Source organism: Lactobacillus sp. UBA5813 (assembly GCF_002417895.1).
GTDB classification, from domain to species: domain Bacteria; phylum Bacillota; class Bacilli; order Lactobacillales; family Lactobacillaceae; genus Lactobacillus; species Lactobacillus amylolyticus.
Genome location: NZ_DICZ01000035.1, coordinates 36819 through 48509, shown reverse-complemented (window position 1 = coordinate 48509; position 11691 = coordinate 36819). Strand labels below are relative to the sequence as shown.

General features: G+C 38.5%; 16 protein-coding genes, 1 other RNA gene and 1 other annotated feature. All 17 genes read left to right on the top strand.

Annotation, left to right across the window (positions count from 1 at the left end):
* Positions 1-5 precede the first annotated feature (5 nt).
* Positions 6-1001, top strand: coding sequence for a phosphate ABC transporter permease subunit PstC (gene pstC / locus B2008_RS06580; RefSeq protein WP_281829140.1), 996 nt, complete (start codon positions 6-8; stop codon positions 999-1001).
* Entirely contained in the window at positions 1001-1894 is an 894-nt protein-coding gene (pstA, locus tag B2008_RS06575) for a phosphate ABC transporter permease PstA (protein ID WP_281829141.1), read from the top strand. Before pstC ends, pstA begins: the two co-directional genes overlap by 1 nt.
* Before the next feature lie 9 nt (positions 1895-1903).
* Positions 1904-2701 (top strand): phosphate ABC transporter ATP-binding protein PstB, encoded by a 798-nt coding sequence (pstB, locus tag B2008_RS06570; RefSeq protein ID WP_281829142.1) that lies wholly within the window; start codon positions 1904-1906, stop codon positions 2699-2701.
* Between the two features lie 10 nt (positions 2702-2711).
* Positions 2712-3467, top strand: coding sequence for a phosphate ABC transporter ATP-binding protein PstB (gene pstB / locus B2008_RS06565; protein ID WP_281829143.1), 756 nt, complete (start codon positions 2712-2714; stop codon positions 3465-3467).
* A gap of 17 nt (positions 3468-3484) precedes the next feature.
* Positions 3485-4162, top strand: coding sequence for a phosphate signaling complex protein PhoU (gene phoU / locus B2008_RS06560; RefSeq protein WP_006351869.1), 678 nt, complete (start codon positions 3485-3487; stop codon positions 4160-4162).
* A 45-nt stretch (positions 4163-4207) separates the two neighbouring features.
* Positions 4208-4329, top strand: a sequence feature (ribosomal protein L10 leader region).
* A 36-nt stretch (positions 4330-4365) separates the two neighbouring features.
* On the top strand, positions 4366-4884 hold the full coding sequence (rplJ, locus tag B2008_RS06555; protein ID WP_281829145.1) for a 50S ribosomal protein L10: 519 nt from the start codon (positions 4366-4368) through the stop codon (positions 4882-4884).
* Between the two features lie 51 nt (positions 4885-4935).
* On the top strand, positions 4936-5298 hold the full coding sequence (gene rplL, locus B2008_RS06550) for a 50S ribosomal protein L7/L12 (RefSeq protein ID WP_281829147.1): 363 nt from the start codon (positions 4936-4938) through the stop codon (positions 5296-5298).
* Between the two features lie 78 nt (positions 5299-5376).
* Positions 5377-6225 (top strand): ion transporter, encoded by an 849-nt coding sequence (locus B2008_RS06545; protein ID WP_281829148.1) that lies wholly within the window; start codon positions 5377-5379, stop codon positions 6223-6225.
* Positions 6222-6839, top strand: coding sequence for a class I SAM-dependent methyltransferase (locus B2008_RS06540; RefSeq protein WP_281829150.1), 618 nt, complete (start codon positions 6222-6224; stop codon positions 6837-6839). Before B2008_RS06545 ends, B2008_RS06540 begins: the two co-directional genes overlap by 4 nt.
* 140 nt (positions 6840-6979) lie before the next feature.
* Entirely contained in the window at positions 6980-7162 is a 183-nt protein-coding gene (locus tag B2008_RS06535) for a hypothetical protein (protein WP_281829152.1), read from the top strand.
* Between the two features lie 83 nt (positions 7163-7245).
* A complete protein-coding gene (tadA, locus tag B2008_RS06530) occupies positions 7246-7746 on the top strand; it encodes a tRNA adenosine(34) deaminase TadA (protein WP_281829154.1) in 501 nt (166 codons plus the stop codon).
* A 32-nt stretch (positions 7747-7778) separates the two neighbouring features.
* Positions 7779-7878: signal recognition particle sRNA small type (ffs, locus tag B2008_RS06525), an RNA gene on the top strand.
* 53 nt (positions 7879-7931) lie between these two features.
* A complete protein-coding gene (gene dnaX / locus B2008_RS06520) occupies positions 7932-9749 on the top strand; it encodes a DNA polymerase III subunit gamma/tau (protein WP_281829155.1) in 1818 nt (605 codons plus the stop codon).
* Between the two features lie 31 nt (positions 9750-9780).
* Positions 9781-10110 carry a YbaB/EbfC family nucleoid-associated protein gene (locus B2008_RS06515; RefSeq protein ID WP_281829157.1) on the top strand — a complete coding sequence of 110 codons (330 nt, stop codon included), beginning with the start codon at positions 9781-9783 and terminating at the stop codon, positions 10108-10110.
* Positions 10111-10710: a recombination mediator RecR gene (gene recR / locus B2008_RS06510; RefSeq protein ID WP_006351468.1), complete on the top strand. Its 600-nt coding sequence runs from the start codon at positions 10111-10113 to the stop codon at positions 10708-10710. It begins immediately after the preceding gene.
* On the top strand, positions 10710-10949 hold the full coding sequence (locus B2008_RS06505) for a YaaL family protein (RefSeq protein ID WP_281829158.1): 240 nt from the start codon (positions 10710-10712) through the stop codon (positions 10947-10949). The genes recR and B2008_RS06505 overlap by 1 nt, the downstream gene beginning before the upstream one ends.
* 101 nt (positions 10950-11050) lie before the next feature.
* A complete protein-coding gene (gene tmk, locus B2008_RS06500; protein ID WP_281829160.1) occupies positions 11051-11689 on the top strand; it encodes a dTMP kinase in 639 nt (212 codons plus the stop codon).
* Positions 11690-11691: the final 2 nt, after the last annotated feature.

The window sequence follows — 11691 nt, the reverse complement described above, 5'->3', positions numbered from 1 at the left end:
GGAAAATGAAGAAAAAAGACGAATTAAAACAAGTTGTTGATCAAGCAATCGCTGAACAACAAGTACCACACGTTAAGATAAATCAAATTGGTCCTAACGATGTCAATATCAAAAAGCTAACGCAACCTTCTAAAGAAACGCACCAAGAATATTGGGGCAAAGGTTTAACTTATGCAGCAATCGGCCTCATTATCGTGTTGGTTATTTCTATAATTGGTTTTATTGGTGTCCACGGATTATCTACTTTTGTTAGTGATCATGTCAATGTATTTCACTTTTTAACTTCAACTGACTGGGATCCAAGTGAAGGTAAAAATCACGTCGGCGTTGCTGCAATGATTGTCACATCATTTGCCGTTACCTTGCTGGCTGCAATTGTGGCGACACCATTTGCAATCGCAGTAGCACTCTTTATGACTGAATATACATCCAAAAAGGGTGCCGGCTTTTTGCAATCTGTCATTGAACTGTTGGTAGGGATTCCGTCCGTGGTTTACGGATTTTTGGGTTTAACCATTATTGTGCCAACGATTAGAAAAATCTTCGGTGGAACCGGGTTTGGTATTTTAGCGGCTACTCTGGTTTTATTTGTGATGGTTTTGCCAACGATTACCTCCTTAACGGTTGATGCCTTAAAGGCAGTTCCTAAGCAATTTCGTCAAGCTTCATCTGCCTTAGGAGCAACAAAATGGCAGACAATTCATAAAGTAACTTTAAAGGTGGCTACGCCGCGGATTTTAACGGCGGTAATTTTTGGAATGGCGAGAGCATTTGGCGAAGCATTAGCTGTTCAAATGGTTATTGGTAATGCGGTTCTCATGCCAGCAAATTTGATTAGTCCTTCAGCTACTTTAACAAGTCAATTGACTAGTCAAATGGGCAATACAGTAATGGGAACTTTGCCGAATAATGCTTTATGGTCATTAGCTCTGCTTTTGCTTATTATGTCATTAGTGTTTAATTTCTTGGTTAGATTAGTTGGTAGAAAGGTCAGCAAATAATGAAGGCGAAAAATACTAATAAAATCGCTACCTGGGTTATTTACTGGTTGGTAGCCATTGTAGTTTTGATTTTGGCAGGCATCCTTGGAAATATTTTATGGACCGGCCTTCCGCATCTTTCATGGCACTTTTTGACATTTGAGGCTTCTTCTTATCAAGCAGGGGGCGGCGTTCGGGATCAGCTGTTTAATTCAATTTATTTGTTGATTTTGACGACAATCATTTCTTTTCCAATTGCTTTAGGAGCCGCAATCTACTTATCTGAGTATGCAAGTGATAATTGGTTTACCAGTTTGATTAGAACGACGATTGAAATTCTAAGTTCATTGCCATCAATTGTTGTGGGCTTATTCGGCTATTTACTATTTGTCGTTCAATTTGGTTTAGGCTTCTCAATTATTTCTGGTGCACTAGCTTTAACCTTCTTCAATTTGCCAATTTTGACAAGCAACATGGAGCAGGCAATAAATGGCGTACCACAATCTCAGCGTGAAGCGGGGCTTGCTTTAGGTCTGTCTAATTGGAAAACGATTCGAGGCATTGTTCTTCCAGCAGCATTGCCAGGAATACTAACTGGATTGATTTTGAGTGCCGGCCGAATTTTTGGTGAAGCAGCTGCCTTAATTTATACAGCCGGACAAAGTGGATCAACTGTTGATTACTCTAACTGGAATCCATTTAGTCCAACCAGTTTTTTAAATGTTATGCGTCCAGCCGAAACCTTAGCGGTTCATATTTGGAAAGTAAATACCGAAGGTATTATTCCAGATGCAACCGTTGTTTCAGCTGCAACTTCAGCTTTATTAGTGATTGTAGTTATTTTGTTCAACTTAGGTGCACGTTATTTAGGTAATAAGCTGTACCAAAAGCTGACAGCAGCTAAAGCAAAGTAGGTGGTGCGAATGGAAATTATCGATCAACCAAGTTATATTAAAACTTTTGATAAAAAAGATCGTGCCCTTTATACCGAAAACTTAAGTGTTTTTTATGGAGGAACGATTCAAAAACAGTTTGATGCCAGTTTACAATTTAAGAAAAATACGATTACCGCTTTAATTGGTGGTTCTGGGTCAGGGAAATCGACTTTCTTACGTTGCTTAAATCGAATGAATGATCAGGTAGCTAGAGTTGATGGCAAAATTATGTTCCATGGCTTAGACGTAAATCAGAAGAATATCAATGTTTATGAATTACGGAAGAATATCGGCATGGTCTTTCAGCGACCAAATCCTTTTCCAAAATCAATTCGTGAAAATATTACCTATGCCCTAAAGGCTAATGGTCAAAACGATAAACAGGAATTGGATCAAATTGTTGAAGAAAGTTTACGTGCTGCTGCTCTTTGGGATGAAGTAAAAGATAAGCTTGATAAAAGCGCATTGGCCCTTTCCGGCGGTCAGCAGCAACGCCTTTGCATTGCTCGGGCTTTAGCAGTCAAACCTGAGATTCTTTTACTTGATGAGCCAGCTAGTGCGTTAGATCCCGTATCTACTTCAAAATTGGAAGATACTTTGAAACAACTGCGTTCCAATTATACGATGGTCATGGTTACGCACAATATGCAGCAGGCTTCAAGAATCAGTGAGTATACTGCTTTCTTCCATTTAGGACATGTTATTGAGTATAATTCAACAGATGAGATCTTTACCAATCCTAAAGGCAAGTTAACAGAAGATTACATTCAGGGTAGTTTTGGATAAAGGAAAGATAATGAAGGACGTTATTACTGCAAAAGATGTCAAACTGAGTTATGGCAGCTATGAAGCATTACATGGCATTAGTTTGAACTTTCATGAAGATGAATTGACCGCTTTGATTGGACCTTCAGGGTGTGGAAAATCCACTTTTTTGCGCTGCTTGAATCGAATGAATGATGATATTGAAAATATCAACATTACTGGAAAAATTCTGTTTGAAGGACAAGATATTTATAGCCCTAAAATGGATTTAGTTGAATTGCGTAAAGAAGTTGGCATGGTATTTCAACAACCAACTCCGTTTCCGTTCTCAGTTTATGACAATATTGCTTATGGCTTGAGAATTGCCGGTATTAAAGATAAAGAATTAATTGATCAGCGAGTAGAAGAAAGTCTTAAACAGGCCGCAATTTGGAAAGAAACTAAAGATAATTTAAAACGCAATGCACAAGCTTTTTCCGGCGGACAACAGCAGAGAATTTGTATCGCACGCGCGTTGGCGATTCGGCCAAAAGTGGTTTTGCTTGATGAGCCTACGAGTGCTCTTGATCCAATTTCAAGTTCTGAGGTTGAAGAAACTTTAATGGACCTGAAGCGTAAATATACGTTTATCATGGTTACGCATAACTTGCAGCAAGCCGGTAGAATTTCGGATCAAACAGCCTTTTTGATGAACGGCAATTTAATTGAAGCAGGCAAAACTGAAGAAATGTTCATTGCACCTAAAAAGCAAATTACAAGTGATTACCTTAACGGTCGTTTTGGTTAAACCAATGGAGAAATAAGATGCACGAAATATTTTTAGATGAATTAAAGAAATTGAATACCCAATTTATGGAAATGGGTGTGTTAGTTAATGATGAAATTGATCATGCAACTAGAGCATTCGTCGCTCACGATAAAAAGCGAGCACAGTCAATTGTCGATGATGAAGAAAAAATCCCACATGAATCTTTGGATATTCAAAAGAAAGCATTGAAGCTAATGGCTCTGCAGCAACCTGTTGCGACCGATTTTAGAGTAGTGATCAGTATTTTGAAAGCAACAACTGATTTGGAAAGAATCGGGGAAAATGCGATGAGTATTGCTCTTGAAACAATCAGAGTAAAAGGCAATCCACGAATTCCGGATGTTGAGGAGATCATCTCAAACATGACTCATAATGTCAGACACATGTTGATTCAAGTTTTAACTGCATATGTCCAGGATGACGAAAAGATGGCCAAAGATGTTGCATCAAGAGATGCAGCTATTGACGAGGATTATGTTAAGGCTAGAAAACTGATTGTTGACGGAATTGAAAACGATCCTTCGGCAGCAGTTGCTTCTTCAAGCTATTTTGTCGTAACAAGATTGCTTGAAAGAATTGGTGATCATATTGTTAATTTGGCAATGTGGGTTGTTTACAAGACTACTGGTGAATTAAATGAATTAACTAATGCCACCGAAGAGAAAACAATCTAGAATTTTAAAAGATTTCCTTGCCAGAAGCAAAATAGGCTGTTATACTATTTAAAGTAAATTCTACCTAAGACTCGGGTGGCATGACGCCTCAAAATCCCGCCGAGGCCAGAAGATAATGAAGATTTTAATGCTCCATGTCTTTCGGCATGGAGTTTTTTTAGGCCTTATAGAATTTATTAATGTCATCATGGAGGTGAAATCAATTGAGTAAAGCTGCTATTGCAGAAAAAGAAAATCTTGTTAATGCTTTTGCCGATGAACTTAAGGATGCTAAGGCTATCTTGGTTATCAACTACTTAGGTTTGACTGTTGAAGAAGTAACCAACATGCGTAAGGAACTTCGTGATAACGACGTTAAGATGAGAGTTATCAAGAACACTTATTTGAAGCGTGCTGCTGCTAAGGCTGGCATCGAAGGCCTTGACGATACTTTCGTTGGTCCTACTGCTGTTATCTACACTGATAACGCTGATGATGTTACTGAACCAGCTCGTATCGTTTCTAAGTACGAAGATGATTTCGACGTTATCGAAATCAAGGGTGGTATGCTTGAAGGCAGGTTAACTTCAAAAGACGAAATCAAAGAACTCGCTGCTATTCCAGGCCGCGAAGGTTTGCTTTCAATGCTTGTTTCTTGCTTACAAGATCCTATTCGCAAGGTTGCATATGCTGTTAAGGCAGTTGCTGATTCTAAGTCTGAAGACGAAGGCTCAGCAGAATAATTATTATTGTAAATAAATATCTAAATTCTAAAATTTCGGAGGATACTTATAATGGCTTTAGATAAGGATAAGATTATTGAAGATTTAAAGGGCGCTTCAATTCTTGAATTGAACGACCTTGTAAAGGCTATTGAAGATGAATTTGACGTTTCAGCTGCTGCACCAGTTGCAGCTGCAGGTGCTGCAGGTGCTGCTGAATCTAAGTCAAGCTTTGACGTTGAATTGACTGAAGCAGGTCAAGAAAAGGTTAAGGTTATCAAGGCACTTCGTGACATCACTGGCAAGGGCTTGCTTGATGCCAAGAAGATGGCTGACAGTGCTCCAGTTATCGTTAAGGAAGGCGCTTCAGAAGATGACGCTAACAAGATCAAGGAACAACTTGAAGGCGTTGGCGCAACTGTAACCCTTAAATAATTGATGCCGTTAGGCAAAATTATAAAAAGAATGGACTCTGCTCTTTGCAGAGTCCATTCTTTTCTTTAAAATAAAAGTATGTTTAAAGATAATACCTATACTCAAGCTAAAACTTATAAATGGACAATGGCTGCTTTGGCAGTAGTTGCAATTGTCCTGATTATATTGGATTTTGCTTCAGTTATTGATATCAATGGTGAGAATAGCAAATGGTTTTGGGTTAATAACCTAATTTTGGTGATTTTTGCGATTGATTATTTCTGGCGACTTCATTTTGCTAAGGATAAGCGAGCTTTTGTTCGCGACAATATCTTTGATTTGCTGGCAATCATTCCAGTAGGAGTTGCGTTTAGCTGGATGAAATTTGCTCAAGTAAGCGATGTCTATCTCTATTTTCGACTTTTGCGCTTAATCAGATTGGCCGGGTTGATTGGAAAATTACGTGAAGTATTGCACACCAATGGCATCCTGTACATGCTTTATTTCAGTATTGCTTTTATGATGCTGGGTGCAGTTGCTTTTTCAATTACTGAACATGTTCCTCTTAATCGAGCATTTTGGTGGGCAATAACAACTGCCAGCACAGTAGGTTATGGCGATATTTCAACGCATACAATTGTACCGCATACAATGATGGGACAATTCGTTGTTTTAGTCATGATTATCATTGGCGTTGGCATGATGGGAATGGTTTCCAGTTCTCTGACGACATATTTTATGAGAAAAAATTCAGTCACAACGCAGAGCGAAACACAAAAAAGTTTAAATTTAATCCTTAAAAAATTAAATCAACTTGAAAAAAATGATGATTTAGCTCAACAAAACGAAGACTTGAAGGAACAAATTCAGGCTATTAAAGAACAACAAAACAGCAGTGAATGGCATCATTTTAAGGACTGGCTTAAAAATAAAGGAGATAGAAAATGAGTGCAGAAAAGAATCAAATGTATTTTGCCGTAAATCCTGATGCTGCCCATGATGAACATGTTGTGGATTACCACGTGGCGGATGTGGATTTAAAATTCAATACTGATGCAGGCGTTTTTTCAAAAATGCGGGTTGACTATGGCTCAGGCGTACTCATCAAGGCTATGCACAATGTGACTTTTCCGGATGCCGGAATTCTTGATGTCGGGACAGGCTATGGTCCACTAGGCTTATTTGCGGCAAAGTTTTGGCCAAACCAGACCGTAGAAATGGTCGACGTTAATGAGCGTGGCCTTAAATTGGCTAAAAGAAATGCTCAGCTTAATCACATCGATAATGTAGAAATCTATTCTTCAGATGTTTATGCACAGGTGGATAAAAGCAAAAAATTTGGCTTAATTATCACTAATCCACCAATCCGTGCCGGTAAAAAAGTCGTTTCTGCAATTTTAGCGGGTGCAGCTGATCATTTAGTAAAAGACGGCATTTTACTTGTGGTAATTCAAAAAAAGCAGGGCGAACCAAGCGCACGCAAATTATTAAAAGCTACTTTTGGCAACTGCGAAATTTTGCAAAGAGATAAGGGTTATTACATCTTAAAAGCAAAAAAATAATAATTAAATAATGAATTAAATAAAAAGCGCTGAAGCCATCATTAGAGTAGTATTAGACTTTGCAAAAATGCTTTGTTTTCATATTTTTGCTTTTTATAATGGTAGCGGAAACAAGAATAAAGTTATAAGGGTGAATTGTTATGAAAAAGTTTATTAAGTATTTAGCCGCAGTTTTATTCATTATTGGTGGTATTTTTATGTTTGGTTGGATTTTAGGCGATAACGAAACAGCTACTCCAGCAGGTTTAACTGCTCTCTACATGATTGTAGAAGGAATCTTTTTCTACCATTACTTTAGAAATCGCAACATTAGTACTTTATAAGTTAAAATGAAAAACAATCGTTAACCAAGCGATTGTTTTTTTGTTATGATGAGTAGTAATCAATCTTCTGAGGGGGAGAATTATTGCTTTCTAATGACGAAAAAAAGAAGTATATGCAGTTAGCCATTATTGAAGCTAAAAAAGCTGAGAAACAAGATGAGGTGCCAATCGGAGCAATTGTGGTTGCACCTGATGGACAAGTGGTTGGTAAAGGATACAATCGGCGTGAGCTTGATCAAGATGCAACGCAGCACGCAGAAATGATTGCCATTCGTGAAGCTTGCAAAAATATTGGCTTTTGGCGATTGATCGACTGCAGTTTATTCGTAACACTCGAACCTTGTCCCATGTGTGCCGGTGCGATTATCAACGCCAGAATCAAGGATGTTTATTTTGGAGCGATGGACCCAAAAGCAGGAGCTGCCGGCAGTGTAGTTGACCTGTTTACCGTAGAAAAATTTAACCATCATCCTCAGGTTATTCGGGGACTATATCAAGATGAGTGCAGTCAGATACTGACAGACTTTTTTCGGGCAATTCGCAAAAAGCAAAAGGAAGCCAAAAATAATTCAGAAGAAAAATAGTCAATAGTAGAAATCTCACGCGAAATACGCTATTATATTTGTTGGGCAATGTCTGACCTCTGAATTGTGTCAGGACCGGAAGGTAGCAGCACTAAGGTTGTTCAGGCATGTGCCTTTTATTAGACAATTACAAACTCTTAACTCTTTAAAAGAGTTAAGAGTTTTTTACTAGGGAAAGAGAATTCATGGCTTATCAAGCACTTTATCGGAAATGGCGTCCAGGCACTTTTGATAGTGTAGTTGGCCAAACCGCGATTACCGATACTCTTAAAAATGCGATAAAACGAAATACAATTTCACATGCGTTTCTGTTTGCAGGACCAAGAGGAACGGGTAAAACTTCGTGTGCCAAAATTTTTGCTAAAGCACTGAATTGTACCAATCTCCAAGATGGTGAACCTTGCAATGAATGTGAAAATTGTAAGGCGGCTGATGCCGGATCAATGCCGGATATTATGGAAATCGATGCCGCATCTAACAACGGCGTTGATGAGATCCGCGATATTCGTGATAAGGTAAAATATGCACCAACTCAAGGAAAATACAAAGTTTATATCATCGACGAAGTTCATATGCTTTCAATGGGTGCATTTAATGCTTTATTGAAAACTTTGGAAGAGCCACCAGAGCATGTCGTTTTCATTTTAGCGACAACGGAATTGCAAAAAGTTCCGGCAACTATTATTTCGCGGACGCAGCGCTACAATTTTAAACGAATTTCAAAAGCAGATCTTGAACAGAGAATGAAATATATTCTTGATCAAGAAAAAATCAAATATGATGAAAAAGCACTAGCTGTGATTGCCCAAGTTGCTGATGGTGGGATGCGGGATGCACTTAGTATTTTGGATCAGTTGCTCAGTTATGAAAAAGGTTCAGTCAATTATGACGATGCACTGAAAATTACTGGTTTTACGGCTCGTGAAAATATTGAAAAAATTTTGCTGGCTTTGTTAAGTGAAGATGCTGGTGCAGCCTTAAAAGAAACCCAATCTGCTTTAGCGGATGGTGCTAGTTCCAAAAATATTTTAGATGAGCTCATTGATCTAGCCACTAACAGTTTGATGATTAGCAAGGCCAATGGGGCCGTTGATGACAATAGTTTTTTAACCAAAGATTTTAGTCAAAAAATCAGCCAAATTCCAAGTGCACGCTACTTTCGTTTAATTACATTGGCTAATAACGCTTTGAATGATTTGCGTTATACCAATCAGCAACAGATTCCACTTGAAGTATTTTTGGTAGAAGCAAGTCAGAAAGAAGAGCTTCAAACACAGGTAGCTACTCAATCCGCTAACCAACCAGCTCCTGCTAATAATGATTTGCAAGCTGAAATTGCGGCACTTAAGAAGCAGGTTGTTGATTTAACGCAGCAGGTTAATAATCTTGTCCAGTCACCGAAGACTTTTGACAAAGATCATGTCTTTCATTTGGATTCGACCAAGAAAAATAATAAGCCGCAACAAACGCGAGTAGAAGCCGCAGAAACTAAGGCAAAAAAGAAGCCAGTTAAGCGAATTAAAGAAAGCGATCAGCAAAATCGCAAGCGTGTTTATCACGTTCTTGAGAATGCTACTCGTGAAGATCTTACTCGAATCAAGAATGTCTGGCCGGATTTGCAGTCAGTATTGGCTGTTTCTGAACGTGCATTGCTGGACGTGCTTGAACCAGTTGCTGCCAGTCCCGAGCAAGTAGTAATGAAATGCAAGTATGCTCTATGGTTTGAAAAGGCTAGTTCGGACAGTGACTTGCTTGATAAGTTAACTGGCTATATTGAAAAATTTGCCAAACATTCTTATGGTATTGTATTTGTGCCAGATAATGATTGGCTTGAAGTCAGAAAAGAATTTGTGCAAAGTCACAAAGAAGAGCTGTTGGCTAAGAAAAAAAAGAAGATTGAAGCAATTCAAGAAGAAAAAAATGACGCTCAGTCAGAGGCTGATTCCAAGATAATCGATAAAGCTAAAGATTTATTTGGCGACGCAGTTCATATTAAGGATTAAAATAAAAGAAAAACAAAGAAGGAAAACAAAAATGAGTAGAAGACCTAATTTTGGTGGTATGGGTGGCATGAATATGCAACAAATGATGAAGCAAGCTAAGAAGCTTCAAGCCCAAATGCAAGAAGAGCAAGAAAATATCACAGCTCAAGAATTTACTGGCAAATCTGCAGATGATATGGTTGTTGCAACTTTTAGCGGTGATCGCAAGTTAAAAGAATTAAAGATTGATAAAGAAGCAATTGATCCTGATGACCCAGATATGTTGCAAGATTTGGTCATCGACGCAGTTAACAAAGGACTTTCTGCAATTGATGAAGCTACTCAAGCAAGTTTGGGCAAATATACGAAAGGCTTGATGTAATTGCAATATCCATTACCAATTGCTCATTTGATTGATTCCTACATGAAGTTGCCGGGAATTGGTGAAAAAACAGCTACTCGCTTAGCTTTTTATACGTTGGATATGCCTGAACAGGATGTGCAAGAATTCGCCAAATCATTGACGGAAGTCAAACAGGATTTGCATCAATGTTCAATTTGTGGCAATATCACGGAACAGGATCCATGTGCGATTTGCTCGAATCCGGAGCGTGACCAAACAACGATTATGGTTGTTGAGCAGCCAAAAGATGTCATGGCTTTTGAAGAAATGGGCGAATATAACGGCTTATATCACGTCCTTCATGGTGTCTTGTCACCGATGGATGGAGTAGGTCCAGAAGAGATTAATATTAAGTCGCTGATTACTCGTCTTCAAAAGCAGGATCAAGTCAAAGAAGTAATTTTAGCGCTTAACTCAACTCCAGAAGGTGAATCAACTGCAATGTACATTAGCAAATTGATTAAACCGGCTGGAATTAAAGTTACCCGTCTGGCAGCTGGATTAGCTGTCGGCAGCGATATTGAATACGCTAATTCAATTACTTTAAAACGTGCTGTACAAGGGAGAACATCATTATAATGGTTAAAAGAAAAAGAGATAAGATCAAAGAAGAGGGCGACCAAAAGTTGATCACTCTCGTTGAAAAATTGCAAAATCAAATTGCTTTGCAACAAGATTTAGATCAAACTACTTTAGATTTGTCAGATGATAATGTGGTTGCTAACGAAATCCTGCGCGCTAAGTACAGCTTTTTGTATAGCGAGGCACGTTATCGTCATACAAGATTTAGTGGTATCACAAATGCTATTACGCAATAAAAGTTTGCCCGTTGGGCAAGCTTTTTATTTTTTCCTTTAATCAAATACTGGGACTGTAATTCCAAAGCTAACTCCTGTAAAATAAAGGCATGGAGGATTTTATGAAAGGTTATTTTATTAGTCTTGAAGGTCCCGATGGTGCGGGGAAAAGCAGTGTATTAGAGCAGGTTTTGAATGAAATCGGACCACAATTGAAGACACAATATCTTGTGACTAGAGAACCAGGTGGTTCACGAATTGCAGAAAAGATTCGGCAAATCATTCTGGATCCTGCCAATGTAAAAATGGATGATCGTACCGAAGCACTTTTGTATGCTGCAGCGCGAAGCCAACATGTGGAAGAAATTGTACGGCCAGCTTTGGCAGCAGGCAAAGTTGTCTTTTCAGATCGTTTTGTCGATAGTTCTTTAGCATATCAAGGTGCCGGTCGTGATCTTGGCATTGACCAAGTTAAGCAAATTAATGAGTTTGCAACAGGAGGACTAGAACCAGACTTAACACTGTTTTTTGATCTCAATCCTAAAATTGGCTTAGCCCGAATTCAAAAACTGCGTCCTGATCAGGAAGATCGCTTGGAACAAGAAAAACTAGCCTTTCATGAAAAGGTTTATGCTGGTTATCAAAAAATTGCTCGCCAGAATCCTGACAGAATTGTAAAAATTGATGCTAGTCAGCCGTTTGATCAAGTGGTAGCTGAAACAATTGCTATTATTAAAAAACGGCTGCCTGATCTTTTTTAAAG

What these genes read in the sequence shown, in the direction of transcription:
- pstC (WP_281829140.1), top strand. Translation starts at nt 6, where the DNA reads ATGAAGAAAAAAGACGAATTAAAACAAGTTGTTGATCAAGCAATCGCT.
- pstA (WP_281829141.1), top strand. Translation starts at nt 1,001, where the DNA reads ATGAAGGCGAAAAATACTAATAAAATCGCTACCTGGGTTATTTACTGG.
- pstB (WP_281829142.1), top strand. Translation starts at nt 1,904, where the DNA reads ATGGAAATTATCGATCAACCAAGTTATATTAAAACTTTTGATAAAAAA.
- pstB (WP_281829143.1), top strand. Translation starts at nt 2,712, where the DNA reads ATGAAGGACGTTATTACTGCAAAAGATGTCAAACTGAGTTATGGCAGC.
- phoU (WP_006351869.1), top strand. Translation starts at nt 3,485, where the DNA reads ATGCACGAAATATTTTTAGATGAATTAAAGAAATTGAATACCCAATTT.
- rplL (WP_281829147.1), top strand. Translation starts at nt 4,936, where the DNA reads ATGGCTTTAGATAAGGATAAGATTATTGAAGATTTAAAGGGCGCTTCA.
- B2008_RS06545 (WP_281829148.1), top strand. Translation starts at nt 5,377, where the DNA reads ATGTTTAAAGATAATACCTATACTCAAGCTAAAACTTATAAATGGACA.
- B2008_RS06540 (WP_281829150.1), top strand. Translation starts at nt 6,222, where the DNA reads ATGAGTGCAGAAAAGAATCAAATGTATTTTGCCGTAAATCCTGATGCT.
- B2008_RS06535 (WP_281829152.1), top strand. Translation starts at nt 6,980, where the DNA reads ATGAAAAAGTTTATTAAGTATTTAGCCGCAGTTTTATTCATTATTGGT.
- dnaX (WP_281829155.1), top strand. Translation starts at nt 7,932, where the DNA reads ATGGCTTATCAAGCACTTTATCGGAAATGGCGTCCAGGCACTTTTGAT.
- B2008_RS06515 (WP_281829157.1), top strand. Translation starts at nt 9,781, where the DNA reads ATGAGTAGAAGACCTAATTTTGGTGGTATGGGTGGCATGAATATGCAA.
- B2008_RS06505 (WP_281829158.1), top strand. Translation starts at nt 10,710, where the DNA reads ATGGTTAAAAGAAAAAGAGATAAGATCAAAGAAGAGGGCGACCAAAAG.
- tmk (WP_281829160.1), top strand. Translation starts at nt 11,051, where the DNA reads ATGAAAGGTTATTTTATTAGTCTTGAAGGTCCCGATGGTGCGGGGAAA.